General features: G+C 52.9%; 28 protein-coding genes and 1 tRNA gene. 12 read left to right on the top strand and 17 right to left on the bottom strand.

The features are described 5' to 3' along the window. Nucleotides 1–67 precede the first annotated feature (67 nt). The 10 genes from MTHE_RS07520 to coaBC form a co-directional block, all read right to left on the bottom strand. Nucleotides 68–1,477: a DHHA1 domain-containing protein gene (locus tag MTHE_RS07520; protein WP_011696607.1), complete on the bottom strand. Its 1,410-nt coding sequence runs from the start codon at nucleotides 1,475–1,477 to the stop codon at nucleotides 68–70. Nucleotides 1,478–2,170: 693 nt separating this feature from the next. Further along, nucleotides 2,171–2,437 carry a hypothetical protein gene (locus MTHE_RS07515; protein ID WP_011696606.1) on the bottom strand — a complete coding sequence of 89 codons (267 nt, stop codon included), beginning with the start codon at nucleotides 2,435–2,437 and terminating at the stop codon, nucleotides 2,171–2,173. Next, nucleotides 2,400–3,362, bottom strand: a complete 963-nt coding sequence (locus MTHE_RS07510) for a methanogenesis marker 12 protein (protein WP_232840846.1) — start codon at nucleotides 3,360–3,362, stop codon at nucleotides 2,400–2,402. Before MTHE_RS07510 ends, MTHE_RS07515 begins: the two co-directional genes overlap by 38 nt. Before the next feature lie 105 nt (nucleotides 3,363–3,467). Beyond that, nucleotides 3,468–4,355 carry a 2-phospho-L-lactate transferase gene (gene cofD / locus MTHE_RS07505; RefSeq protein ID WP_011696605.1) on the bottom strand — a complete coding sequence of 296 codons (888 nt, stop codon included), beginning with the start codon at nucleotides 4,353–4,355 and terminating at the stop codon, nucleotides 3,468–3,470. Between the two features lie 2 nt (nucleotides 4,356–4,357). Continuing rightward, on the bottom strand, nucleotides 4,358–4,933 hold the full coding sequence (locus MTHE_RS07500) for a ZPR1 zinc finger domain-containing protein (RefSeq protein ID WP_011696604.1): 576 nt from the start codon (nucleotides 4,931–4,933) through the stop codon (nucleotides 4,358–4,360). After that, nucleotides 4,930–5,289 (bottom strand): cell division protein SepF, encoded by a 360-nt coding sequence (locus MTHE_RS07495; RefSeq protein WP_011696603.1) that lies wholly within the window; start codon nucleotides 5,287–5,289, stop codon nucleotides 4,930–4,932. The genes MTHE_RS07500 and MTHE_RS07495 overlap by 4 nt, the downstream gene beginning before the upstream one ends. A 36-nt stretch (nucleotides 5,290–5,325) precedes the next feature. Further along, on the bottom strand, nucleotides 5,326–5,517 hold the full coding sequence (locus MTHE_RS07490) for a hypothetical protein (protein WP_011696602.1): 192 nt from the start codon (nucleotides 5,515–5,517) through the stop codon (nucleotides 5,326–5,328). A gap of 198 nt (nucleotides 5,518–5,715) precedes the next feature. Next, nucleotides 5,716–6,501 (bottom strand): 4-phosphopantoate--beta-alanine ligase, encoded by a 786-nt coding sequence (locus tag MTHE_RS07485; protein ID WP_011696601.1) that lies wholly within the window; start codon nucleotides 6,499–6,501, stop codon nucleotides 5,716–5,718. Beyond that, the gene (locus MTHE_RS07480; RefSeq protein ID WP_011696600.1) at nucleotides 6,494–7,411 is read right to left on the bottom strand and encodes a pantoate kinase; all 918 of its coding nucleotides are present in this window, start codon (nucleotides 7,409–7,411) and stop codon (nucleotides 6,494–6,496) included. The genes MTHE_RS07485 and MTHE_RS07480 overlap by 8 nt, the downstream gene beginning before the upstream one ends. Beyond that, nucleotides 7,389–8,606, bottom strand: a complete 1,218-nt coding sequence (gene coaBC, locus MTHE_RS07475; protein WP_175265912.1) for a bifunctional phosphopantothenoylcysteine decarboxylase/phosphopantothenate--cysteine ligase CoaBC — start codon at nucleotides 8,604–8,606, stop codon at nucleotides 7,389–7,391. Before coaBC ends, MTHE_RS07480 begins: the two co-directional genes overlap by 23 nt. 332 nt (nucleotides 8,607–8,938) lie before the next feature. Between coaBC and MTHE_RS07470 the strand changes: the two genes are divergently transcribed. Both MTHE_RS07470 and MTHE_RS07465 read left to right on the top strand, forming a co-directional pair. After that, nucleotides 8,939–9,036 (top strand) — tRNA-Met (locus tag MTHE_RS07470). Between the two features lie 124 nt (nucleotides 9,037–9,160). Beyond that, nucleotides 9,161–9,385: a TRAM domain-containing protein gene (locus MTHE_RS07465; protein ID WP_011696598.1), complete on the top strand. Its 225-nt coding sequence runs from the start codon at nucleotides 9,161–9,163 to the stop codon at nucleotides 9,383–9,385. A gap of 280 nt (nucleotides 9,386–9,665) precedes the next feature. On the opposite strand, the gene hisF is transcribed toward MTHE_RS07465, so the two are convergent. Then, on the bottom strand, nucleotides 9,666–10,481 hold the full coding sequence (gene hisF / locus MTHE_RS07460) for an imidazole glycerol phosphate synthase subunit HisF (RefSeq protein ID WP_175265911.1): 816 nt from the start codon (nucleotides 10,479–10,481) through the stop codon (nucleotides 9,666–9,668). A gap of 147 nt (nucleotides 10,482–10,628) precedes the next feature. Between hisF and arsM the strand changes: the two genes are divergently transcribed. Next, nucleotides 10,629–11,417 (top strand): arsenite methyltransferase, encoded by a 789-nt coding sequence (arsM, locus tag MTHE_RS07455; protein WP_011696596.1) that lies wholly within the window; start codon nucleotides 10,629–10,631, stop codon nucleotides 11,415–11,417. A 101-nt stretch (nucleotides 11,418–11,518) separates the two neighbouring features. Here arsM and npdG read toward each other — a convergent pair whose 3' ends face one another. The 5 genes from npdG to MTHE_RS07430 all read right to left on the bottom strand — a co-directional run bounded on the left by npdG (nucleotide 11,519) and on the right by MTHE_RS07430 (nucleotide 15,270). Continuing rightward, the gene (gene npdG, locus MTHE_RS07450; protein WP_011696595.1) at nucleotides 11,519–12,181 is read right to left on the bottom strand and encodes an NADPH-dependent F420 reductase; all 663 of its coding nucleotides are present in this window, start codon (nucleotides 12,179–12,181) and stop codon (nucleotides 11,519–11,521) included. Nucleotides 12,182–12,302: 121 nt separating this feature from the next. Further along, nucleotides 12,303–12,632 carry a hypothetical protein gene (locus MTHE_RS07445; protein WP_011696594.1) on the bottom strand — a complete coding sequence of 110 codons (330 nt, stop codon included), beginning with the start codon at nucleotides 12,630–12,632 and terminating at the stop codon, nucleotides 12,303–12,305. Nucleotides 12,633–12,898: 266 nt separating this feature from the next. Beyond that, nucleotides 12,899–13,951, bottom strand: a complete 1,053-nt coding sequence (locus tag MTHE_RS07440; RefSeq protein WP_011696593.1) for a tRNA (guanine(10)-N(2))-dimethyltransferase — start codon at nucleotides 13,949–13,951, stop codon at nucleotides 12,899–12,901. 15 nt (nucleotides 13,952–13,966) lie between these two features. Then, complete coding sequence (locus tag MTHE_RS07435; RefSeq protein WP_232840845.1) at nucleotides 13,967–15,055, bottom strand: acetoin utilization protein AcuC; 1,089 nt, start codon at nucleotides 15,053–15,055, stop codon at nucleotides 13,967–13,969. 20 nt (nucleotides 15,056–15,075) lie between these two features. After that, nucleotides 15,076–15,270: a hypothetical protein gene (locus tag MTHE_RS07430; RefSeq protein ID WP_175265909.1), complete on the bottom strand. Its 195-nt coding sequence runs from the start codon at nucleotides 15,268–15,270 to the stop codon at nucleotides 15,076–15,078. A 323-nt stretch (nucleotides 15,271–15,593) separates the two neighbouring features. Here MTHE_RS07430 and MTHE_RS07425 point away from each other — a divergent pair, with 323 nt between their 5' ends. The 5 genes from MTHE_RS07425 to rpl12p are packed head-to-tail and all read left to right on the top strand — an operon-like array spanning nucleotide 15,594 to nucleotide 18,533. Beyond that, entirely contained in the window at nucleotides 15,594–16,055 is a 462-nt protein-coding gene (locus MTHE_RS07425; protein ID WP_011696590.1) for a transcription elongation factor Spt5, read from the top strand. A gap of 3 nt (nucleotides 16,056–16,058) precedes the next feature. Continuing rightward, nucleotides 16,059–16,541 (top strand): 50S ribosomal protein L11, encoded by a 483-nt coding sequence (locus MTHE_RS07420; protein ID WP_175266079.1) that lies wholly within the window; start codon nucleotides 16,059–16,061, stop codon nucleotides 16,539–16,541. A 55-nt stretch (nucleotides 16,542–16,596) separates the two neighbouring features. Then, nucleotides 16,597–17,235 (top strand): 50S ribosomal protein L1, encoded by a 639-nt coding sequence (locus MTHE_RS07415; protein ID WP_011696588.1) that lies wholly within the window; start codon nucleotides 16,597–16,599, stop codon nucleotides 17,233–17,235. Further along, nucleotides 17,235–18,200 (top strand): 50S ribosomal protein L10, encoded by a 966-nt coding sequence (locus MTHE_RS07410; RefSeq protein ID WP_011696587.1) that lies wholly within the window; start codon nucleotides 17,235–17,237, stop codon nucleotides 18,198–18,200. Before MTHE_RS07415 ends, MTHE_RS07410 begins: the two co-directional genes overlap by 1 nt. Nucleotides 18,201–18,215: 15 nt before the next feature. Continuing rightward, complete coding sequence (gene rpl12p, locus MTHE_RS07405; protein ID WP_011696586.1) at nucleotides 18,216–18,533, top strand: 50S ribosomal protein P1; 318 nt, start codon at nucleotides 18,216–18,218, stop codon at nucleotides 18,531–18,533. 65 nt (nucleotides 18,534–18,598) lie between these two features. Here the strand turns inward: rpl12p and MTHE_RS07400 are convergent, their stop codons facing one another. Next, nucleotides 18,599–19,501 carry a sulfite exporter TauE/SafE family protein gene (locus tag MTHE_RS07400; RefSeq protein ID WP_011696585.1) on the bottom strand — a complete coding sequence of 301 codons (903 nt, stop codon included), beginning with the start codon at nucleotides 19,499–19,501 and terminating at the stop codon, nucleotides 18,599–18,601. A 288-nt stretch (nucleotides 19,502–19,789) separates the two neighbouring features. Between MTHE_RS07400 and MTHE_RS07395 the strand changes: the two genes are divergently transcribed. From MTHE_RS07395 to MTHE_RS07380, 4 genes are all read left to right on the top strand, one after another. Beyond that, nucleotides 19,790–20,098 (top strand): 4Fe-4S dicluster domain-containing protein, encoded by a 309-nt coding sequence (locus tag MTHE_RS07395; protein WP_011696584.1) that lies wholly within the window; start codon nucleotides 19,790–19,792, stop codon nucleotides 20,096–20,098. A gap of 537 nt (nucleotides 20,099–20,635) precedes the next feature. After that, nucleotides 20,636–21,298: a peroxiredoxin gene (locus tag MTHE_RS07390; protein ID WP_011696583.1), complete on the top strand. Its 663-nt coding sequence runs from the start codon at nucleotides 20,636–20,638 to the stop codon at nucleotides 21,296–21,298. Between the two features lie 850 nt (nucleotides 21,299–22,148). Next, on the top strand, nucleotides 22,149–22,430 hold the full coding sequence (locus MTHE_RS07385) for a 2TM domain-containing protein (protein ID WP_011696582.1): 282 nt from the start codon (nucleotides 22,149–22,151) through the stop codon (nucleotides 22,428–22,430). 830 nt (nucleotides 22,431–23,260) lie between these two features. After that, entirely contained in the window at nucleotides 23,261–23,668 is a 408-nt protein-coding gene (locus MTHE_RS07380; protein WP_011696581.1) for a DUF1699 family protein, read from the top strand. Nucleotides 23,669–24,276 lie beyond the last annotated feature (608 nt).

Here is a 24,276-nt window from a genome sequence, read left to right as displayed (position 1 = left end):
TCCGCAAGCTTGGTCCTGAGCCCGTACACATTCTTATTTGGATATCTCCATGCAGCTTCAACTGCATTCAGCTGCCCCTCGACTTCATCTGCTCCCCGATGACCCTGTCAATTATCGAAAGAAACTCATCCCTGCTCTGTGGGGGTATCGTGGCGCCAGCTGCAATGCTGTGCCCCCCTCCGACGCCACCGACCTCGTTAGCTGATGCGGATACGGCACGCGAGAGATCCAGGCCTGCTCTCACGAGATCCTGCGTACCACGCGCCGAGACCTTGAGCATGCCGTCGGGAGTGGCTGCAAATGCAAGAATTGGCTTGGATCTATCTGCGATCTGAAAGACCATCCCTGCGACGATGCCCACTATGGTATCAAGGATCTCCTCACCTGCATCGAAGTACTGTATATGTGAGAGCTGTACAAGACCTCTCTCCTTCACCAGCTTTATGCCGTTGAGAAGGTTCTGCCTGTGCTGGCTCAGAAGAAGCCTCGCCTCCTCCAGAGCCCTGTCCCTGTCGCCGAGGCATACATCCAAACCGATCCTGGAATGGCCATATCTGGCTGTGGCGTTCAGCAGAGTGGAGAACTCGCTCGCGTCCCTGAGCTCGGTGCCCTCCCTCTCACGTGAGAGTGTGTATACCTCCCCGACGAGACGCTCAAGCCTGAACCCGGGGATGCCAGAACGCAAACCATGACGGATCAGTGCGGAGACGATCCTGGCGCGCTCATCCTGATCCAGATCTATCCACCTCCTCCATCGCTCCCCGCCGAGCCGTATGCCGATCTCCTTGAGGAAGGATATGCACGCCTCCTCGTCTCCAGATAGCCCTGGAATATATGGATCTGTTGAGTATTCAAGCATCTTGAAGACAGGCCGCGTCTGTTTTCCGAAGAGCTTTAGATCCGGACCGAACGACAGGACGCCCGCTCTTGATCCCACCTCGATTATCCTGCGGTTGAGCCCGACCAGCCTGCCCGACGATAGATCCTGGAGATCGCCGACAGCGCCGACAACTGCGAGAGCAGAGAGATCCTCGTTCCTCCCCATAGCATTCGCGAGGATGAATGCAGTCCCGCTGCCGCTTATATGGGTTGCACCATCCCCGCCAAGGAGATGAGGATTGATGTGCACAATTCCTCTATAGATCTCAGCGCTCCCGGGACGGTGATGGTCCGCGATAACAGCTCTGATGCCAAAAGATGATATCTCCTGGATCATGCCGCTTCCAAGATCGGTGAAGATCACCAGATCCGAACCCGCATCTGCAATGCGCTCAATTGCTCTACTATCAAGTTGCTTGAAGAATAGAGGTGTGTAATCTATGCCCTTTCTTGAGAGGGCTGTACATATCACACCAGCTGCAGTCAGTCCATCAGCATCGATGTGCGACACGACCAGGACGTCCTCTGATCTGGAGATAACCTCTGCACCATCCTCAGCCAGCCTCCTCAGAGATGTACAGATTTTCTCTATTTTCACCGACCCCCCTTCTAGAGATAACCACACAACTTTTAACTCTTGGGAAAGGAGAGGGCGCAGCGGGAAGTCCTCGGATGAGAGCGAAGCCCTCCCTGCTTCTGACATGCTCAAAGATAACTATTTAGTTCTGATGCAGTATGTAGAGTCTCAGATGGAGAAATAATGATTATCAGCTACAAGTATCCAATATTTCCGATAAGGCGACACAGCAAAAGTTAGCTGAAGCGCTGGATGCTTGTAGATGGATAATAAACTTCTCCAAGAGCTGAAAGAATCCAAAGAAAGGTGCGTAGAACTCGGAATCTATGAAGTGGAAAGCCCTGCCCCTCAGGGTAGTTCGCTTCATAGAACATCTCGTCAGAGGATGTGTGCCGGCGGTCGGTTCATCCTTTCTAGCAACTAGCTATCAAAATCATGATTAATGATTATAAATTGTCCCTTTTGTGTTAAACGATCTCTGAAGAAGTTATCAATCATGTCAAAAGGTTTAAGTTCTAGTGGATCGCAGGGGATACAGCTCTGTCTCTCAGGAGGTGACATTGATGAGCATCATGGATCATGTGCTTGTTGTTGTGATATTCGGAGTTCTGGTAGTTGCGCTGCCATGGCTATCGAACAAGTGGTCCGACAGCAGGTCGGGCGTCAGGTAAATCCTGTAACTCAACCCCGCGGGATTGCTGCCCGCGTCTGTATTTATCGCATTTTGCATCTTTTTCCGTAATGCGGGCACTTCGTATTTGTGCATGCATCTCTCGCTGCCTCTGTCAGCTCAATCAGCAGCATGTCAAGCCTGTCCTCAAGCTCAGGCGGCACGTCTTCACGTTTTGCAAGCGCCTCCACCCGATGCAGAAGGGCATGTGCAGCCACGCTGCTCTCAGAGGACCTCGCAATCTCCTCAATCTCGCTCAGTACCTCCAGCCACTCATCCTCTTTGGTACCTGAAAACCCGCTCGTCAACATCTATCCCCATGATGGATCTCATCCCTGCGAATATATCCTCTGCGATCCAGGCGCAGCCTGTGGCTGAAGCAAATGATGGCAGCGGTACGACATCAGTGCCCAGGAGCTCAGAGACGCGTTCAGCTATACGTGCAGCAGGGTCTCCTGCGAGAAACATATCAGGAGATCCAGCGCCGAGATCTTTGAGAAGAATGGACATCGCGCTCATCTCCATCGCTGCGAAAAGGGCCAGAGTCTCCAGCGCAAGATCGTCGCACTCATCTGATATCTTCATCTTTCTGAGTATGCCGCCACGCGAGAAGGCCTCGTTTGCTGTCATCCTTCCGTCATCCACGGCTCTTATCGCATCTACATCCAAAGGCCCCTGGAGCAGGCCAGGAGCGAATATCGGCGCATCTATCGCGCCTGCTATCCTCCCATCACTTATGCCGATTGTTACGGTGTTGGAGCTCGCATCCGCTATCACAGCGTTCTCCACGCCCCTGCGCACCACGTAGTACCCAAGGCCGACCTTCTCAGGGCTTGCTCCATGTGAAAAGATCTTCATCCTGACATCTATGCTGGAGTCTCTGTGTATACCGGGGAGCAAGACCACCGGCCAGCCGGAGATCGCCATAGCCTCGTAGACCCTGGTCCCGCCACCGACCTCGATACCAGCGCCGCTGAGCCTTGCGAGACCTCTGTTCTCAGCATCCTCTATTCTGGTTATGCGCGTTATGCCGTCGCCCATCGAGTAGCAGAGCGCCACCAGGTCGAACGATTCAACATGAAAGTGATCCTCTATCCTTTCCAGAATCTCCTCCGGCCTGAGTGCCCCGGCCTCAGATCTGAGTATTGCGATGCCATCTCCGTTATTGTTCGCGAACCTTACCGCCCTCGTCCCGTGGTCGACGCCTATGAACATGTGCCCTCCTTCCTGTGCCACGAATCTCCACAACGGGATTTTCTCTGCAGACCTGTGACCTCCCACAAAATCCTAGATTTCGGCGCACAGCCCTGTACTGAGGAATCTGACATGAAAATGTCGCCTTCATCCTGCAAGCCTCAATATCTCCTTCGCGAGCCTCATGCTATCCTCAATGCTATCTATGCGCGTGTCCATGCGTATGCATCTTCCGGGATAGCTGCTGCTCCTCGATACTATGAAATGGTCCACATCTCCCAGAATCGAGATGACTCCCTCATCGTTCGGCTCAAACCCCGCTGCCTTCATGAACCTCGCCGCAGGCCCACTGAACGGCCTGTCTCCATCGAGAGGGCTCACCGCCACAACTGTCTTGCCGGCCATCGCACCCCTCACGCCCTTCAGCGAGAGAATCGGGCTGATGCTCGTCACCGGATTGCTGGGTCCGATTACGACTGTGTTTTCCCTCCGGAGAGCATCGAGAAATCCCTTGCTGGGTCTCGCATCATCGATACCATCAAAGCGAACGCCCAGGACCTCAGGCTCACCCCGCCTCTCGACCCAGAACTCCTGAAAGTGCATCTCGCCCAGAGGCGTGGCTATGATCGTGGATACGCTCTCGTCGCTCATCGGGAACACCCTAGACCTGATCCCCAGCGCTGCCCTCATCATCTCGGTGGCATCGCTGAGCGTGCCCCCTCTACGAATGATATCCGATCTGAGAATATGAAATGCCCTGTCGGCATCGCCTATCGCGAGCATCTCCTTCACCCCCATCTCTCGCAGACGGGTGTGGGTGATGAAGCTGTCTCCCCTGATCCCCCACCATCTCTCATCGTCTATCAACCCCGCGAGTGTGTAGATGACTGTATCAATATCGGGGGATACCAGATTTCCGGAGACCCAGAGGTCTTCGGCTGTGTTGACTACAATTGTGATCTCATCCGGATCGAGGACCCTCACCAAGCCGCGAAGCAGCTTTGGTGTGCCTGTGCCTCCACTGAGTATCAGCATGCTCACTCGGAGAGGTCAAGAACTATCATGCCCGTCTTCAGATTGCTGGCCTCCTCTATGGATAGAGGCGTTGCCACAACGTGCTCTGATATTATGGCGCTGTTTCCGAATGGATCCTCCAGGATCACCGTTAGGCTGAACTCGCCCCTTAGCGCCATCTCTATCTTTGAGAGTATCTCCTCGCCCTTTGCGGTCCTCTCCACATCCCGGGCCTGTCTCGCGGCGTTCGTTGCGAACTCGACGATGTTCTTTACCCTGACAAGAACGCCCTCGATGTTTGTTATATACGCCTCAGATGCGTATCCGGGCTCGATGTCCACGCCGATCTCGGGTATGTGGATCGTGCCGCTGGATGATCTGAGAACCCTGGCATTCAGGTCCTCAATCTCCCTAACAACAAGAGTGTGCCTGTACGGCTCGCGCTGGCTCAGAAGCATCGTATCGCTGTGCCTGAAGCCGCACTCGCATACCCCTCCGATGATGAGGGCGTCACCGAAGTACGGCAGTTCTGTCGTCTCCCAGTTGAACTCCATCGTCGCCCCGCACATGGGGCAGCTCGCTTTCGTCTTGAGCTTCAATCTTTTCCTCCCACAACCTTCTCCCTGTCGATTCTTATACCACTCGGAACTATTATGACCAGATCATCTCCAACTCCAGCTATATCCCCGGCCATATCCTCGACGATCTTCCTAAGCTCACCTATCGCCCTGTCCAGAGATGCCTTGTCTCTCTTCATGGGCGCTATATCAATCAGCAGTATATTCTGGGATCGAATCTCCTGCTTTATCTCCGGCAGCACATCGAGGGACGTGAGCTCGGCCACTCTGAGATAAGCCCTCGGCCGCTCAGGCTCATCCTCGAACTGGCCAAGGTCCACCTCCACGTATTCATCTGTGGGTGGCCTACCCATCAGTCTTTCAAGGAACTTCACCATCTTAAACCCTCAAGGATGTGATTATTATTATTATATTTAGGCCTGCTGGCCTGCACTGGCAAGCCTGAGACCGATCAGCGACATCATGATTATGTAAAGAGTCACAGCTCCGACGAAACCGAGGGGCCTCATATTCTCAGGGAGCACAAGCTGTATTGCGAGCAACATAACTATCAGCGCCAGAACCATGCCCGTGCTCGTTACTATCTCCAGCTGCTTTCTATCCATGATGTGATCACAAGATCATCTCAGAGATATTGTTTGCGGACGCTCAGAGATCTGATTCAGCACTCTTTTGAGGTCGTGTGCCCGTAGATGGTGTGCGAATTATATGTATTTGCGAGAGTGTTGTGCAGCCAGATATCCATCTCCCGGCAGAATGCTCAATTTTCCGAGACCGCCACCACCTCACATCGACTCACGGACTTACCTACCGGCTGAGCGCCCTGCAGTATCAAGCTCACGCATCCTTGCAGTGATGTACTCCTGCATCTCGAGCAGAGCATCGCTCAATGTGTTCCTGTTGCTGTAATCCCGCAGTATAGCCTGAAGATCCTCTCTGGGAGATCCTGAGAGAGATCTTATCTTCCCAATGAGATTTGGCACCGCTCTCATTATGTTATCCACAATTGATATGCTGGCCTTCATGGACGTCCTTGAGAGGGGATTGAGATCTATGGCTATCACAGTCTTTCCCATCCTCACAAGCGCCTCGCACCTGTCGCCGTCCTCGAGGGGTATCAGCACAACATCAGCATCATATATGCCACCCCTCGTGGCAAGAGCACGGCTGTGCTCTAGTCCCGGCACCCTGCAATCCGGGCTCTCTCCAAGCACCATGCGTGCGCCGTGAGATCTGAGGAGATCTGCGATCTTTCTCACCCGATCCTCGCTCCTGTGAAACAGGTTCACCTCGAGAGGCGCATTCAGGAGAGATGCGAGCTCTACCATCTCCGCGGGGACGAGAGCCGCAACATTCCCGTTCACACTGAGTGCCGGCCTCTCCGCGAGGAGAAGAGCTGCAGCTGCTGCTAGTGTGGCCCTGTCCGCAGATCTCATCGTCCTCTCTCCGAGAATGTAATCGAATGTCTCGCCTCTGCCCTGCGCGATCATCCCCTGGGCGCTTGTTATCCCGTTTCTCACACCATCTGCTATCCTCTCGCGTGCCATCAGAGACGCGTATCTCGGATGCGACTTCGGTATATCAGTCAATCATAGGCCCCCTCTGAACGATCTCAGTCTCGATTACATCTCCGAAATGCCGAAGCGCCTCTCTGCACTCCTCCCCACCCACCGCGAAGACAGAGTCGCCAAGCATTATCATGCTCGCCATTCCACCTGAAGACTCGACTGCCTCTATTGCATCCATCGCCCAGGAGCTTGCCAGCTCTGTCTCACATGTGAACCTCTTCGACAGGCGCATGAACTCTCCCATAGTCGGCCTGCGCAGGATCTCCCTGACCGCCCTCTCTCCCGCTGCATTGACTCTCTTCATAATACTTGCATCCCTCAGCACATCTCCGGTCGAGATAGGCCCTCTCACGACCACATATACCTTTGTTCTTGGCACGGGTATCCTGTCGACCACACCCCGCCCAGGAGCGCCATGCGCTATACGAATGACAAGCCCGCCAGTGTTCTGCGCTATGACATCTCCGAGGCCTGTGCCGTTAATGACCTCGGCGCGATGCGCTATCGCAGCAACCTGGTTTGATGTCAGAGCGAGATTGAATAGCTGGTTCAGCGCGTATGCGCAGCTCAGCGCTCCTGCGCCGCTCGCTCCGAAGCCTGCGCCCATGATCATATCCAGCTCCGTCTCGACCCTGACAGGCGATGGCGCCATCGAATCAACGACGTGTCTGCTCACAGGCGCATCTGATGGCTGGCCGCTGATGATTATCTGGGTTGAATCTGCTGCGCTCACAGTGGTCCGTGCGAAAAGCCCGAGTGTGAATCCGCAGCCAATGGAGCCAGCTGCAAGAGGGTCCTCCTCGCGCCTTGCCGCGAAGAATCCTGTCACATGTCCAGGAACCGTGGCCCTCGCCACATCAGCAACCTTCTCCTGGTCAGCTCGACTGCTACTGCCGTCTTTGCTCTTTTCAGCATCCCTTATCTTTACCATTCAGGATCCTCACAAGCTCGTCGATCACCCTTCTCGCGATGATGGTCTTCTTTCCAGAGACCTCTGCGTGCGAGCCATCATATCTCAAAATCAGAACCCTGTTATCGTCAGTTCCCATTCCACCTGCACCCACATCATTCGCGATCACGAGATCCAGGCGCGATGCGTCCATGGATTCGCGAGCGCTCCTGAGCAGATCCTCATCGCTCACGAATGTCTCGGCCTTGAACCCGATGATGGTGAGATCTGGATACATTGAGCGCACAGACCTCAGTATCTTTGGGGCAGGTTTGAGTCTCAGAACAAGCTCCTCCTTCGATTTGATCTTTCTCTGCTCTGTGTCCACGGTGAAGTCGCCGACGGCTGCTGCACCTATGAGGGCATCGTACCCGCCTGAGAGCTCTTTCATAACAGCGTCAAGCGTATCCTGAGCGCTTTCGACGTATATTTCCTTAAATGGCAGCCCCAGCCTGGCCCTGTGGATGATCGTCACATCCGCGCCGCGCCTGTAGGCCTCGCGCGCTATCTCCACGCCGGTTCTTCCTGAGGCACGGTTTGTTATTATCCTGATCGGATCTATGCTCTCAGCGGTTGCGCCGCTGGTCACAAGAATGCGCCTCGATCTGAGATCCCTCGGTCCCAGAATCCGCTCAACCTCAGCCACTATCCGTGAGTTTTCAGCGATCTTCGCCTTAGACTCCTCGATCCTGGGGTCTATGCACACAACTCCCATCGATCTGAGCCTATTCAGGTTCTCGACGACAGCATGGTGGCGGTACATCGCCTCGTGCATCGCAGGCACCACAGCGACCGGCTTTCCGCTCCCTATCGCGGTGGTGGCGAAGGTCGTGACAGGCGTATCATCTATGCCGCATGCGATCTTTCCTATCGTGTTCGCGGTGGCAGGGGCTATTAGAAGCATATCCGCGCGACCCTCAACTCCACAGAGCTCCACGTGCTCGACACGGCCGGTTATCTCAGTGATCACCGGATTGCCACTGGCATATTCAAGAGCATATGGATGCAGTATCCTCTGTGCCGCCTCAGACATCACGCAGTGCACATCTGCGCCGCGCCTGATGAGGTCGCGCACAAGGTCGACAACCCTCACGGCCGCGATGCTCCCGGTGACGCCCAGAGCCACCGTCCTTCCCGCAAGGGTATCGCTGACAGTTCCAGAGATGCTAAGCTCCATCACGTGATGCTCTGAGTTCATCGAGAAAAATTTATCCCAGGTATATCATGCGCAGGAATCACAGAGATCCGCAGCGCTCAGCCCTTGCATGCTTCACAGATATATCGAAACATTCTGTTGCTTGCATCATCGAACCGATCTGCGTTTGGCCTCTCAGGATTCGTGATCTGTTGTGACACTGAAATCTGATTCCTGAAATTCCATACAGCGATTCAAGTGCGCTGCCATACATTCTCGATGTCGGCTATTTGTTCTTCATTCGAGCGACTGGGATCGTGGTGATCCATTGAGCACAAACCTTATCTAAGATCTCGAACGAGGGCTCTCTCCGGGCCGGGGTGGCCTAGCTGGTTAGGGCGCCAGACTCATAGGGTAAGCCACAGGCGCCTGGGTCATCTGGAAGTCGCGGGCTCGAATCCCGCCCCCGGCACTTATTTTGCGAAGATCGTGACATCCAGATCGTAGCAAGCAAGGCAAAAGGTTTTAATACCAGTGTTTCAGAGTTATGAACGCGCAAAAACTCTGTGTGGTTTTTCGCTAAGGACGGTGAAGAATTGTTTAGAAGTGAGGAAGGATTTTCTCGTGGCTCTGCTCCTTCTGCCCCAGTGGCTGTTGGCAGCGAGTACAACGTGAAGATCGAGGATATCGCCCGTGAAGGGGACGGTATCGCAAGGGTTGAAGGCTTCGTTATCTTTGTCCCGGAGACCCAGGTTGGGGACCAGGTAAGGATACAGATCGACCGTGTGATGCGCCGCTTCGCGATTGGCCACAAGGTCTGAAGAAACCTTTAGCTTTTGCACAAGGAGTTTGCTGGTTCTGTGAACCACGCAGTCTCTGTTTTTTTGCTGGTAGTCATATATTTTTGTGCATTTTCCGGGGCAGGCGACTGTGCATGCGATGAAAATGTGCATTCGATGAAAAATGCCTGCTGGAGTGATCCGGATGCTTCCTCTTTCGCCTGGAAGCCGGAGACCGCGGCCCAGCATATCTTTAATGACTTTTGTAATTCTGCTGGCCTTATTCAGCTGCTCGATCACCCAGCATATCTCGATGTTTTAGCTATACTACACGTAGTCCATTCGCTCTAAGGTAGTCCTTGACCTGGCCAACGGTGTACTCCCCGCGGTGGAACATGCCTGCAGCGAGGGCCTTGTCCGCGCCTCCTACCGTGAACGCCTCCAGTATATGCTGGGGCGTGGAGGCTCCTCCGCTGGCAGTGACGGGAACATCGACCGCGTCGCATATCGCCTTCGTGAGCGGCAGATCGTATCCGATGTTCGTGCCATCCCTGTCCATGCTTGTAGGCAGTATCTCGCCTGCTCCGAGCCGCTCCACCCTCCTACACCACTCTATGGCATCTATTCCTGTCGGCTCTCTCCCTCCATAGATCACAACCTCGAACCATGCGCGGCTGCCGTCCTCCAGCTCGTAGACGTTCACGCCCGGGATGATCTCAGCGTTTCTCCTGGCGTCAACCGCGACCGTGATCCTCTCAGATCCGAACGCCTGGGCTGCGCTCCTGACTAGATCAGGATTCCTCACCGCGGCTGTGTTGATCCCAACCCTGTCCGCGCCCGCATCGAGTATCTCTTTTATACCCTGAATGCTGCTGATTCCGCCTCCCACAGTAAAGGGGATATCAACAGCATCCGCAACCCTCCTGGCCACATCGACCATCGTCTTTCTCCCCTCATGGGAGGCGGTGATGTCCAGAAAAACAAGCTCGTCGGCGCCCTGCTCCTGGTAGCGCCGTGCGAATGCAACCGGGTCGCCCTGATGCTTCAGATCCACGAACTTCACACCCTTGACAACAGAAGGGACACCGTCCACGACCTTGACATCGAGGCATGGAACGATCTTGGCATAATCTCTCATGGCTGTTAGAAGCGGATCGCCGGAGATAAAAGCCTTGCCAGGCAGGATCGCCATTTGTTGGGAGCGATGTGGGGAGCATCTGCAAGGAGCGCAGGGCGAATCTTGAGCAATCCGGAAAGAAAGGGATAAAAGACTGAAGGTCGGAAGATGTTTGACATGCTCGGAGAAAGAGAGATCAAGAAGGCTGTGAGGGACGGGTACTCGCGGATCGCAATGCAGGCAACGTGCTGCTCTGGATCATGCTGCGGAACAGGATCTGCAGCTGAGATAAGCAGGAGAATCGGATACACAGATGAGGAGATGCTCTCAGCACCTCCGGAATCGAACCTGGGCCTGGGATGCGGGAACCCTGTGGCCATCGCATCCCTGAAGAGGGGAGAATACGTGCTTGACATGGGATCAGGCGCTGGATTCGACTGCTTCCTGGCGGCGAGAGCCGTTGGTCCCGAAGGGATGGTCATAGGGGTGGACATGACCAGCGAGATGGTGGATAGGGCAAGGGAGAACGCACGAAAGGGCGGATACAGGAACGTGGACTTCAGGCAGGGAGAACTGGAGAACCTGCCGGTTGCCGACAACTATGTCGATGTTATCATGTCCAACTGCGTGATAAATCTCGTTCCGGACAAGCGCAGGGTTTTCAGGGAGGCCTTCAGGGTACTGAAGCCTGGAGGCAGGCTGATCATATCAGATATTGTCCTTAAAAGAGAGATCCCCGAGGCTGTGAGGAGATCTAAAGAGGCCTACGTAGGATGCCTGGCAGGTGCGGTGACTGTGGAGGAGTACATCGATGCGATGCGATCCGCTGGGTTTGAGGAAATCTCGATACTCGGAGAGTCACCCTTCCCGGTCGAGTGCCTGCCCGCAAACATCACCAAAGTCGATCTCTCAGAGTCGGTGTGCAGCATGAGGATATCTGCGAGGAAACCAGCTTGAGAGATTGCAGAAGGCGTCGCCACTACGAGTGCACCAACAGATTTGTTGAGGGGATTGCAAAAATGCATCTGACCAAGCTCCCCCGGCTACGTCTGCTGATGTTACTCCTCCTGGACGAACTGTATGCCGACGCGTCGCATTTTGTTCAGGCGCGCGATGTTGAGCAGAAGCGGCGTAAGCCCCTCTACCTGATGAGATACGCTCAGCGGGCCAGCATCAAGTGGCCTGAGATCGCGGATCTTCCTGCACATCTCCGCCACAACGTCTTTTGCAGCTTTATCATCGCCACAAATCGGCACATCAAACCGGAGAATCTTCTCCACATCCATTAGAGATCTGGCCGGTATCGTGTGAAATGCAGAGACGATCCTCACGCTCTCCGGCAGTGCTCTCTTTACAAAAAACGCTGCACATCCCTCAGGAGGCGGCCTGTACTCGAAGTGGTTCGTGCGGGCCATGGGGACAACGGGCGAGATCACGATCTGGTTTGAGTAGCAATCCTTTAAGTCAAATGTCACCATGCCCAGGCTCTCTGGAGGAACACATAGAACGACTACCTCTGCATCCATGATCGCGTTTGCATTATCTGTTCCATGCATCATCGCATCAATACCCAGAGACCTCATGTATCTGCTGAGCTCAGCAGCGCTCTCCTGAGCCCGCTCCGCCTTTCTGGACCCGATGATCACATCATAATGTGGGGCCCAGCGAACCGCAAATCCATTACCGATATCCCCTGTACCACCGACAAGAGCAACCCTCATGGGCTACAGGCTGCATATACATGATATTTATTCTTTTCTGAAAAAGAAAGTTGGTATTAATGATGATAGTAATGTGACAAGCAAAGAATAATAGTAACAAAATATAATATTAGTATAAATATTAGTGGATGATGGCAACCCTCAGAAGCCACGACGCCACTGCATATACCACCATACCCAATGCTATTGATAGCCAAACGCCAATGCGTTCAAAGGTGATCAGCACAGTCAGTACATATGCGATCCAGGCAGGCGTGAAAATAAGAAGGCCTCTCGCATACTCGCAGAAATCAGCGCTGCTTCCCTCCATGGATATCAGTATGAATGTGAGGGCTGTGAGCACTGGAAACGTGGCGATGAACGCTGAGAGCGTCCCGCGGCCCGAGCTGCCGAGATGGACGACGAGCGCTGTGATGATCCCACCAAGCAAGAAGTATATCAGCAGACGCATGCAACCTCTTTAAGAAGAAGGGATGGCACGAGATGCGAAAGGGAGTAGCAATGAAGGGGGTAGTTAAACGCGACCTCGTGCCACATATACATCTGCCTGCAATGCTCTTTGGAGCACTACAGTTATCATTATCATATACCTTCTTCCTTATTAACTTTTAGGTTCTCAATTATAGGCTGAAGATCTTCCTGCCAGATTTCATGGTTTCCGGAGAGGATCTGGCAGATTATCACGAAATACCTAGTTTCATATTCTCAAACATCTCATCAGGCGAGTAGAGAAATCAGATCCCCCATAGGGGCATCGGTCTTTATACCAACTCCATTGAAGTGAGTCCTGGAAGCTCTGTAGCCATGCTCAAGCAGATCCGATATGACTTTTTCAACCTTGGAAGGCGTGATTCTCAGCCTCCTGCATATCTTATGATGATCATAGTAGAACGGCACATCAATCTCCTCAGAGCATAGTAATACTAATCTGTGGGCCCTGCTCTCAGGATCAAGCCTTTTCAGAGATGCTCTTAGCAGATCTTTATCATGCAGCGGGCCGAGCCAGAGAGGCCCTGCGGTGCACGTTCTCCCCCCGCAGAAGCTGCATGTGCCGGAGGATCTGCAGCCCATGCCCATTCTCAGACTCCAGCCGCCACAACCGAAACAGTGCTCGACGTATCCCATAGACTCAAGTGCCTCATCAGCCTCACGCGCACCTTTTTTGATGCGCATATGCACTCGAACATAGTGCTCTGTGGCATACGAGAGCAGAGGTATGCCCCGTCTGTCCACCCTCGCCATCTCCCGTATTACAGCTCCCATCAGGATCCGCACACCCATCTCCCTGTGGTACTCGGTATTCAGAGGAACTGCGAGATACTTCCTCACACCACTTTTGAGATGTGCCCCGCAGAGCGGAGCGGTATCCGTGGCTGTTATGAAGAGATACGATCTGGCGGAGGATGCTGCAGGAGCGAGAAACTGGGCTGGGGAGCCGAATGGATCGAGATCGATCGCCTCAAACCGTCTCCTGCTCATGAGAGCACTGGCGCTCTCGCATGTCACCTCACAGTCCGATATGTCATTAAGGGCAAGGTTCTCCCTGATGCGCCTGCACGCTGAAGGGCTGATGTCGTTCATCACGACGCGCTCGACACCCGCCTCTTTTCTGACTCTGATCCCGCGTATGCCACTGGCAGAGAACGCATCCAGATACTCATTTACCCCGAGCTCCGATGCCATCGCGACGCAGATGTCCCTGTTCGTTTTCATTCTTGGATTGTAGAAGACCCCGTCTGTATTCACCCTGACCGAGCCTTCCACCACCATCGACAGGCCTCACGCTCAGAATATGTCGCCGTGTATTATGGTCAGCCTTCTTTTCAGGTTTGCCACGGTCTCGATCAGCTCCCTTGGGACATCGCTCTTCTTCTTTGGTCGATCCGGAAGAGATATAGGTGGTCTTCCGATCATTTTCATTATCGCATCAACCCACCACTTCGGGAGCTCCTCTGGCATCTTCTCCCCTCTCAAAGTCTGGAATGCCAGCGTCCATGCAAGCGGCACGACCTCCAGGTTGTAGCCGCCTCCGCCCAGGGCGAGCATCCTGCCGGCCGCATACTCATCTGTGAGCTCCTTTATCCTCCGAACGAGATAGCCGTAGCCTTCAAGCGTCAGATCGAGGCTCGCAAGGGGATCTGCATAATGCGTATCGACGCCGAGCTGCGCGACGACTGCATCAGGTTTGAACCATCTGAACAGCGCGGGGATGACAGACTCGAAGGCGTACCTGTAGCATTCATCATCCGCATTCAGCGGCATCGGTATGTTCGCGGAGTACCCATACCCATCGCCGCTGCCGATCTCGTCCACGAATCCAGTTCCGGGAAAGAGGTACTTTCCAGACTCGTGGATGGATATAGTCAGTACTGATGGATCCTCATAGAAGATGTACTGCACACCATCGCCGTGATGAGCATCGATATCTATGTAGAGAACCCTGTCGAAGCGCTTCCTCAGTGTGCGAATTCCGAGAGCGCAATCGTTGAAAACGCAGAATCCTGCTGCTCTGGCCGGAAACGCGTGATGGAGACCGCCGGCGAGGTTGAACGCCACACAGGGCTCTGATGCAACACGCTTCGCGGCCTCAATGCTGGCTCCAGCGATCAACGCGCTGGCGTCGTAGATGCCTGGGAATACTGGAGTGTCGGGCTCGTCCAGGCCAAGCGCTGGATCTGGCCGTTCTTCCTTCACCGCCTGGATATACCCTGGATCGTGGACCATGAGGAGGTCATCCTCGCTTGCATAGTACGGCATCTGAACCTCTGTGTCGTATCCTAGGAAGAAACCGTACTCCTCGATCATCCTGTAGGTAAGCATGATCCGCGCAGGCTGCAGCGGGTGTTCAGGGCCGAAGCTGTAGCCCATGAACATATCTGTATAGTATAGATAGATCATTTATAGCCCTTTTCCACCAGACCTTCGCTCCAGTAGTTATCACATCTGGGGCAATAATATATAGTTTCAACGATGATCTTCTTCCAGCTCTGGGCATCGAGAGCCCTCCGCAGCTCCTTGGGCAGGCACTCGTTCCCGCATTTCGGGCAGAACGGGACGAACTGGTCGAGCACGCTCTGGTCTTCCTCCAACTCTGCGACCTCCTTCGCGCCTGTAATCAAACAGCTTCTGGCCGTGTAACTCGTGTCACTTGACCTCCGATGCATGCGACCTTATGGATTTCATGTGGGCCATCGCATTACATGCCGATTCCTAACAGCATATTCGGTTATTCGAGCCCACGACCGATGTTCCGAGGTATGCGAAGATGCGATTGCATATAAGCTATGCGCATATCATGGAGGGGATGTGATAGGGACAGCAGCAGACATGGACGATATCCTGCAGTTGGGCATCCTTGAGTGCCAAAGCAGTCACAAACCTTTTTATATATGGTTTCTCCTCTACACTGAGGATGTCCGAGACCAGCATATACGTAGTCAAGACCACAGCAAATCAGGAGCGTGCGGTCGCGAATCTGGTCGCCCAGGTGGCTAGGAAAGAGAAGCTGGACATCCGGGCGATACTAGTTCCTGATGTGCTGAAGGGATACGTATTGGTGGAGGCTTCAGCCCCGGAGATAGTGGAGCAGGCTATCCAGGGGGTTCCACATGCGCGCTCTGTAATAAAAGGCGCATCCAGCTTTGCAGAAATAGAGCACTTCCTGACGCCGAAGCCCGCAGTTGTTGGCATAAGCGAGGGCGCCATTGTGGAGCTGATCTCGGGACCGTTCAAGGGCGAGATGGCCAGGGTGAAGCGGGTCGATATAGCGAAGGAGGAGATAACCGTGGAGCTCTTCGAGGCCATGGTGCCCATACCAATAACGGTTAGAGGGGATCATGTGAGAGTCCTTAGCAAAGAAGAGACTCAGAGGTGAACAATATTGGCTAATGTCGTCGAGGCGCTGGTATCAGGTGGTAAGGCAACTGCTGGACCGCCTCTTGGCCCGGCGCTTGGACCTCTAGGTGTCAATGTAGCAGCAGTCGTCGCCAAGATAAACGAGCTGACCAAAGACCTGAACGGAATGCAGGTTCCTGTGAAGATAATTGTGAAGAGCAGGACCGAGTTCGAGATAGAGGTCGGCACACCTCCAACCTCGGCGCTCTTGCTGAAGGAGGCAGGTGTTGAGAAGGGAAGTGGCGACAAGAAGAATTTCGTTGGTGACATATCGATGGATCAGGTGATAAAGGTCGCAGAGATAAAGAGGAAGAATCTTCTCTCGAGCAACCTGAAGAGTGCAGTCAGCGAGATCGTGGGAACATGTGGCACTTTGGGGATAAAGATTGATGGTCTGACCTCAAAAGAGGTGCAGAAGGCGCTTGCGTCTGGCAGCTACGATCACCTCTTTGAGGCAAAGTCATAGATCGCGATTGGTGGAGCCGTAGAAGACCAAAAGTCGTGGACTACGGATGATTTGAATGAAAGAGAATATCGAAGAGGCGGTTAAAAAGGCGGTCTCCGAGGCCCCGCCCAGGGGCTTCAAGGAGAGCGTCGATCTTGCAATAAATCTCCATAACATAGATCTCACACAGCCCGGCAACAGGGTCGATACTGAGGTTATACTTCCGCACGGACGTGGAAGGCCTAATAGAATCGCGGTTTTCGCAGCTGGAGATACTGCGCTAAAGGCAAAGGCCGCTGGCGCCGATTATGTGATATCTCCAGAAGAGCTAAAGCTTCTGGGGGAGAACAGGAAGAACGCAAGAAAGCTGGCGGATGAATACGATTTCTTCATAGCCGAGACGCAGTTCATGCCAGTTATCGGTAAGACACTCGGACCCATTCTCGGCAAAAGGGGAAAGATGCCCACGCCACTTCCACCCAATGCGGATGTCGCTCAGATGATCTCGAGACTTAAGAACATCGTCAGGATAAGGTCCAGAGACAGGCCAACATTCCACATAGCTGTGGGCAGGAGAGATATGGACGCCAGGCAGCTTGCAGAGAACATAGAGTCTGTAATCACAAAGCTGGAGCAGACCCTGAAAGATGGTCGTCGCAACCTGAAGTCAGTATATGTCAAGACGACGATGGGGCCAGCGGTAAGGGTGATCTAATGTCAGCAGATGTTCGCCACGGCGCTCGTGTGCCTGAATGGAAGCTGAGAGAAGTGGATGAGCTGGTGGAGCGCATAAGAAGCAGCCGTGTCGTAGGCGTCGCGGGTATACGCGAGCTCCCGGCAGATGAGTTCCAGAGGCTTCGCGGCCTCCTGAGGCCCATCTCTGAGGTAAGGGTTGTCAACAACAACATTGCCCGGCGGGCCATACTGAAGTCGGATGAGTCCATCAGGCCGCTTGTGGATTACATTGAGGATCAGACAGCTCTGATATTCTCAGATGCGAATCCGTTTGCACTCAAGAAGATGCTGGACGCAGAGAAACGCCCGATGCCCATAAAGGCCGGTGCTGTTGCGCCCGTGGATATAGTGGTTGAGAGCGGAGAGACGTCTTTCTCACCAGGACCGATGGTCGGGAAGCTCCAGAGCGCTGGAATACCTGCTGCCATAAAAGGTGGCAAGGTTGTGATAAACCAGAGGGTGGTGCTCGCAAAGCAGGGCGATGTGATAACACCGAAGGTGGCAGAGGTCCTCAAGCTCATGGAGATCTATCCGAAGCTTGTGGGCCTGGAGCTCCGGGCAGCTTACAGCGACAGGCTGGTTTTCACTGCAGAGGATCTGGCAGTGGATACGGAGGCAGTTCTGAGGGATATATCTGAGGCTGCTGGAAAGGCGCTTGCCTTCGCAGTCGAGATAGCCTATGTGACGCCCCAGACCGTATCTCCGATCATCCAGCGTGCAGCATCAAGGGCGATGTATCTGGTGGCCGAGCGCGGAATACCCGTTCCCGGCATGATGGATCTTGTCATAATGAAGGCACATGCCAATGCTCAGGCGATCGCAGGTCTGATGTCCCCAGGGGGGAGCGCGCCGGAGCAGCGGCAGGTCGAAGAGGTCGTTGAAGAAGTAGAGGAGAAGAAGGAAGAAGAGGACGCAGCCGCCGGGCTGGGTTCTCTGTTTGGTTAAAGAAAGGTGAGTTTGATGGAATACATATATGCAGCACTGTTACTACATAGCTCAGGCAAGGAAGTAAGCGATGATGGCATAAAGAAGGTCCTAGAGGCAGCCGGTGTGGCGCCCGATGAGGTCAGGATCAAGGCCCTGGTCTCAGCGCTTGAAGGTGTTGATATCGATAAGATACTCTCCCAGGCGACCGCCATGCCGGTAGCGGCTGCAGCCCCTGCTGCGGCTGCCGCTGAGACCGAGGCCAAGAAGCCTGCAGCCAAGGCAGAGGAAGAAGAGGAGAAGGAAGAGGCAGAGGAGAGCGGCATCGAGGGACTGGGCGCGCTCTTCGGTTAAGCAGGGATCCGCCCTTAAGGGCGGTCCACTCTTTCTCAGTTTTTCGGTTTTCTCGTCTTCGCTTTTCACCATATCGCTATTCCGAAGTATGCCGCTATGAACTTCAGCGATACATAGAGGAAGTATATGCCGAATATCAGCTTGAGCGTGTTCGGCCTGAACCTCTTGATGACCGCTGCCCCGATCTGCGCTCCCACTATGGTTCCGGCTGCGAGGATTAGCGCGGTGGTGAGCGCGACAAACCCCTGGACGAGCTTTATGCCGCCTGCCACAACCGCCATTGGTATCATGACCGCCAGGGATGTCCCCATGGTGATGTACACAGGTGCGCCGAAGAGGTAGATCAGCCCCGGGACGAGTGCATATCCGCCGCCAAGTCCCACTATTCCGGTCAGAACGCCAATCGCAAATCCAAAGACCGCGAAGCCGCTGCTTCCGCCTGGGATTGTATCGCCCTCCTGCTTGGGCTTGGAGCGGCCGATGCCCTCGTAGATCATCCTTATTGCGGGCAGCAGAAATGCTAATCCGAGAATCAGCTGGAGTAGATCTATGTGCTCGACCAGAATGGTGAAAAGCCATGATCCGAAGATCACGCCGAGAATACCACCGCCCGCAAGCCAGAGCGTCGCTCTTCTGTCCAGATTCTTTCTTATGAGGTGCCCGTACCCCCCGGAGATGGCGGTGAAGATGACGGCAAAGATCGTCGTGCCGATCGCGATGGGCGCTGAATAGCCCATCCAGAAGTGTATCACTGGGAGCATTATGCTGCATCCGCCAGTTCCGATCAACCCTCCAAGGAAGCCAGCCGCCAGGCCGACGGCGATCAGCAATATGCCTCTCAGAGGGGTCAGCAGCGGCGCACCGCTCACCTGATCCCCTCCAGAAAGGTATGACCAGATCGCGAGTGCCACTATAACAATCAGAAGTACGATTATCGGCCTATATACCTGCCAGAATCTTCCATTCATATCACATCCCTCCGGACAGTGGCGTCAGGGCCACTGCCATGTGTGACTCACAGGCCACGTTCCTATGGATCGATTTTTATCGATTTAAATCTTTGCATGTCAAGAGTATAAATTCACAATGTTATTATTAACACCGTTACTCGAACTCTCATTTTTGGCTGTGCAGAGATGCGATAATTTTGTGGTCGGGGGGTTTGGTTAACAAAAAATTTTTAACAATGAAAATTAATATGTTTTATTCCTCGAAAGATTTAAATCGAAAAATATCGATTTAACTTTGGTGGAAGCATGGCATGGCTTGTTGGCTATCCGAGAGAGAAGATAACCTGGCATCCCACCATAGATCGCGAAAAGTGCCTGAAGTGCGGGATGTGCATGAACTGTGGCATGAACGTCTACGACTGGACAGAGGATGGGCCTGTGGTCGCAAGGCCGAATCAATGCATAGTTGGCTGCAATACGTGCGCGAATCTCTGCATGGGAGAGGCGATATCGTTCCCGGATATAAAGCCCATCAGGGAGATCTACAAGCGGGAGCATATCTGGGCGAAGGTGAAAAAACAGCTCGAAGAGGAGGGAAAGCTGAAGCCAAAGTGAGATCTGATCGCAAAAGGAATAAACACCCATGACCCAAGGTCACCTATGTGGATGAAAATGGACCTTTGCGAGAATTATTTTCATATTAATATATGTGAAACAGAACATGTCTGAATAAGTATTAAGTACCTTAGATGTCCAGAAGCAGTAAAGTGCATATTTCTGGCATTCGCTCTTTATTCGGATCGGTCTCGAGAACGCCTGAGTATTCCTAAAAACCTCTGGTTTTGAGGCAAATGTGAGCCAAATACGATATCAGCGAGAATCCGCCATTGTAAAATAAGGGTTTATAGGAATACTCGCCTCATAAGGTTTATAATTGATTACTGAATGAAAGAAACATATAGTTGCAACCTGCGGTCAGATGCCCGTGCCATATGCATCTGTGGGGGAACTGTTGCTGGCTGTATCTTCTGCACATCTGCGGAGCAGTTGATCTCCAGATGGCGAGACCGCAGCGCACATCCTGCTGCTCCATGCCGTAAAAGCCCGGGCAGCATGAGAGCAGTCCAGAAGTTTGTGTTTGGGTGATCTTGTATGAGCTGCACAGCCGATATGGATGAGGGAATGCCTCTCCTTGGGGATAGGCTTCCAAGAATGGAAGTGAGGACCACACACGGTCCGATAACTCTGCCAGACGATCTCGCAGGCAAGTGGTTTGTTCTGTTCAGCCACCCTGCAGACTTCACGCCCGTATGCACCACGGAGTTCATAGCGTTCCAGAAGCGCAGGGAGGACTTCAAGAAGCTCAACTGCGAGCTCATCGGCCTCTCAGTCGATCAGATCTTCTCCCACATGAAGTGGACCGAATGGATCAGAGAGAAGATGGGGGTGGAGATAAAGTTCCCGATAATAGCAGATACAGGAGAGGTTGCCGATCTGCTCGGCATGATCCATCCGGGAAAGGGTTCAAACACTGTGAGAGCTGTATTCGTGGTGGATCCGAGCGGAATAATAAGGCTGATTCTATATTATCCTCAGGAGGTTGGCAGGAATATAGACGAGATCCTCAGGGTCGTGGAGGCTCTCCAGGTTGTTGACAAGAACAAGGTGGCAACTCCGGCGAACTGGCCCAATAACGATCTCATAGGCGATGAGGTCATCATACCACCACCCTCAGATGAGAAGAGCGCAAAGGAACGGCTGAGTATGTACGACTGCTACGACTGGTGGTTCTGCCACAAGAAGATATCCAGATGAGATAGTACTATGGTGATGCTGCCATTCTGAGAGGGGATCGATCAGCAAGGTCATGGCGCGAACGCGTGAAGCATCCTTTTATTTTATGTCGCGTCCGCTGTGGTCCTTCGCATCATGTGATCCCGCCACAGGCCGGCTGCCCGGCGGAGAATGGTTGCATCATCATATATTTTAACATAATCGTAGGCGGCTCGGATCTGTCCGGATAAGAGCTGTGGCCGGAAATCTGGATCTTCTCCTCTTCTACACATCATATACACCTAATCCTTATTCGGACACGTCCAGCAGCTCATGAAGTGGTGAGCTCTGTACGCAACCACCCTGGGCAGCACTAAGCTCCCAACCGGTTGCCATGAGGTTGGATCATCGGAGTGGTGAGCTCTGTACAGCCAGCATCAATTGCCTCTACTCCATGAAATCGTCTCAAAATTCCCAGGCGTATTAATTTGTACGGATTGTATTTCCGCGCAGGATCGATGCAGATCCGCATCGTTGCTTAAATAGTTTCGAGATGAATCGGTTGAATAATGTTTGAGAATCCGATAGCATAGACTGAATTCATACAAATACTAATTCTGGCAGAAATCGATAACGTTCTACTCCAGAGCTATTGGTTATCCGACACAGCAGGTCCAGAACAATCTATATAAAGTTAAATGGCAATTATCTATAACGATTCCTGGCGTATGAGCATCTGTGCGAACTGGATCTGTGACCAATGTGGGGGATGTCACCTCCATACTGTTTAGCGCTGAGACACGTGCTGCCATCCGCTGAGATACGCTGCCTTAAATAAATCCATGACAGGCAGTCCTTCACGTCGGGAACCGCATATAAGGGGGTGGGACTGTTGGCTGAGACTCTGGAAGAGTATAAAAGACTTTTTAGAGAGGCGACTGTCTCCGATCAGGTGAAGCTGTTCCAGCTTCACATAGCGATCTACATTGTGGTGAATGCAATCTGGATAGCCCTGAATGCCATGGGCACGATAAAGACTATCCCTGGCTGGGCGATGTACTATCCCATCGTGGGGTGGGGATTGCTGGTGGTGGTGCATTACTGGTTCTACGTGCGCGGTGCTGAGAACCTCTGCAAACTCAGGGAAAGGGAGATAGAATCCAGGCTGGGATAAAGCCTGAAGCCAGTTTAGCCAGTGCGTCCGGGATCAGTCGAGTGCCTGTGTTAGTGATGTGAGCCCGGGGTCGTCGCATGCTATACAGAACATATCGCCCCGGGCGCTCGGGTTACACTGGATGGATGTCAGATAAGTCCAGCGGGAGTGCATGCTGTTGACCTCGTGGTGCGCACATGACCCCTCACGGCCTGTACTTATCCAGAATCACTGAATGGAATTTCAGGAGTCGGGATTCCCTGATGTAACAGATCGCAACCCTGTGGAGCCATATCCCTCAGAGTGTACGAGCCACACCCCACTAACAGCTTGGATGTTTTATATGCAGCCTGGCTGCTGTGCTTAACGGCAGTTAAAAATTTATTTCAGCAGGATGATGGACGATTATGGGCAGTATACCTGAGAGGTGCAGGGACTGGAAGGTCGCGCGATGCCCTCTCTTCAGATGGTGGTGCTCTCTTGTGTGCGGCGGACTCACCGGCGGCCGGCTCTGTGCCCCATGGTGTCGTGTTGCTGAACGCTTTGGGCTGTGGAGCCTGCTTGTAACTCTTGCACTGCCACTGCTTATTATTCTGGCAGTGATGATCCGCGGATGATCCGTCTGATCCTACCGAGAATTTTCAGAGCGGCTGGGCTTCCAGCACCGTGCAGCAGCTCGTAACATCATCCATTGATGCCGAATCTTCTCGTCAGATATAGATACTGATTCTCAGAAAACATAATTAAAATTTTAATTGTGATTATTACTGATAGATCTTTTTTTATACATTACCATAAACCACAAGTGTCTATTAATAATACGATATTGTTCTCAGATATGGTGAGTCTTTATGAGAATTAGAGTAGTCAGCTCCAAGAGCGAGATCGCACAGCTCAATCCGAATGAAAGAATGGTGCATCTGGCCTTCAGGGCATCAAATGTCGATTTCCTGAATCTTATGCAGAGGTGCCCGCGGCTCAGGGTGATCCAGGTACCACCTTCGTACAAGAAGACGATGTCAAACGCGATTCAGGTGTTCCTGGAGATGCAGGGCATCGAACTGCTCGAGGGTGATGTCTGGGGCCACAGGAAGGACCTTGACGAATACTTCACAGTGAGCGACACCACAATAGAAGAGATAAGGTCGATGATCAACAAAGGCGTCTCCTTTGAGCAGATGGCAGAGGAGCTCCAAAAGAAGGCGAGGATCGGCCCGGATCTTATAAAATACATTGTAAAGACAAAGGTAACGGCGTGACCCAGGAGCAAAACTCCTGGATCGCACCATCAACGTGGGCTTGCTGTGCTGTTTTTGCGCAGACGGTACCAGAAGTGTACCCATCTCCGCATGTTCTCGTGTATTCGCATCTAAGCTTTCTAAACTTCATCATCTCCGCTGCAGTGCCTCCAAGCCCTAGAACATATATGCGCCCCAGCAAGATCGCCTGGCCAGTCTGGCCATTTAGAGATGTGTTCTCTCCTGCCAGCTCGATCCCCAGCTATCTGGATTGAACCTTTCTGGATCGGTGCAGTCTATTCCATCTCTCTGCTAAGCCGCTGAATCAAGTTGGAGTATTCCTATAAACCCTTATTTTTACAATGGCGGATTCTCGCTGTATTGTATTTGACTCACATTTGCCTCAAAACCAGAGGTTTTTAGGAATACTCGTTGGTTTATTTTTATATACCTATGAAAGATTTTTTCTATCCATTATGTTAAGCACTGGTTGGGCCATTTGCAACATATAATCGGTGTTTTCATGAAAATATGTTATAATAAATCCTATGCGACAAATTTATAAATTAAAATGACTTTCATAGTAGATCGACCCGTTTAAAAATACTTTATTGCGGAAATAGGCTACA

It is taken from the genome of Methanothrix thermoacetophila PT (genome assembly GCF_000014945.1).
GTDB lineage: Archaea > Halobacteriota > Methanosarcinia > Methanotrichales > Methanotrichaceae > Methanothrix_B > Methanothrix_B thermoacetophila.
The sequence above is the reverse complement of the archived record's forward strand: the minus strand, read 5'-3'. Positions and strand labels throughout refer to the sequence as shown.

Bases quoted from the DNA above. Each gene is read 5' to 3' on its own strand.
- MTHE_RS07435 (WP_232840845.1), bottom strand. From the start codon at position 15,055: ATGTTCATGGGCTACAGCTTCGGCCCTGAACACCCGCTGCAGCCTGCG.
- npdG (WP_011696595.1), bottom strand. From the start codon at position 12,181: ATGAGGGTTGCTCTTGTCGGTGGTACAGGGGATATCGGTAATGGATTT.
- MTHE_RS07410 (WP_011696587.1), top strand. From the start codon at position 17,235: ATGTCAGCAGATGTTCGCCACGGCGCTCGTGTGCCTGAATGGAAGCTG.
- MTHE_RS07495 (WP_011696603.1), bottom strand. From the start codon at position 5,289: ATGGTGAAGTTCCTTGAAAGACTGATGGGTAGGCCACCCACAGATGAA.
- MTHE_RS07490 (WP_011696602.1), bottom strand. From the start codon at position 5,517: ATGGATAGAAAGCAGCTGGAGATAGTAACGAGCACGGGCATGGTTCTG.
- MTHE_RS07400 (WP_011696585.1), bottom strand. From the start codon at position 19,501: ATGAATGGAAGATTCTGGCAGGTATATAGGCCGATAATCGTACTTCTG.
- rpl12p (WP_011696586.1), top strand. From the start codon at position 18,216: ATGGAATACATATATGCAGCACTGTTACTACATAGCTCAGGCAAGGAA.
- arsM (WP_011696596.1), top strand. From the start codon at position 10,629: ATGTTTGACATGCTCGGAGAAAGAGAGATCAAGAAGGCTGTGAGGGAC.
- MTHE_RS07395 (WP_011696584.1), top strand. From the start codon at position 19,790: ATGGCATGGCTTGTTGGCTATCCGAGAGAGAAGATAACCTGGCATCCC.
- hisF (WP_175265911.1), bottom strand. From the start codon at position 10,481: ATGAGAGATTATGCCAAGATCGTTCCATGCCTCGATGTCAAGGTCGTG.
- MTHE_RS07415 (WP_011696588.1), top strand. From the start codon at position 16,597: ATGAAAGAGAATATCGAAGAGGCGGTTAAAAAGGCGGTCTCCGAGGCC.
- MTHE_RS07380 (WP_011696581.1), top strand. From the start codon at position 23,261: ATGAGAATTAGAGTAGTCAGCTCCAAGAGCGAGATCGCACAGCTCAAT.
- MTHE_RS07445 (WP_011696594.1), bottom strand. From the start codon at position 12,632: ATGCGTCTGCTGATATACTTCTTGCTTGGTGGGATCATCACAGCGCTC.
- cofD (WP_011696605.1), bottom strand. From the start codon at position 4,355: ATGCTGATACTCAGTGGAGGCACAGGCACACCAAAGCTGCTTCGCGGC.
- MTHE_RS07390 (WP_011696583.1), top strand. From the start codon at position 20,636: ATGAGCTGCACAGCCGATATGGATGAGGGAATGCCTCTCCTTGGGGAT.
- MTHE_RS07425 (WP_011696590.1), top strand. From the start codon at position 15,594: ATGTCCGAGACCAGCATATACGTAGTCAAGACCACAGCAAATCAGGAG.
- MTHE_RS07440 (WP_011696593.1), bottom strand. From the start codon at position 13,951: ATGGTGGTGGAAGGCTCGGTCAGGGTGAATACAGACGGGGTCTTCTAC.
- MTHE_RS07480 (WP_011696600.1), bottom strand. From the start codon at position 7,411: ATGGTAAAGATAAGGGATGCTGAAAAGAGCAAAGACGGCAGTAGCAGT.
- coaBC (WP_175265912.1), bottom strand. From the start codon at position 8,606: ATGGAGCTTAGCATCTCTGGAACTGTCAGCGATACCCTTGCGGGAAGG.
- MTHE_RS07515 (WP_011696606.1), bottom strand. From the start codon at position 2,437: ATGTTGACGAGCGGGTTTTCAGGTACCAAAGAGGATGAGTGGCTGGAG.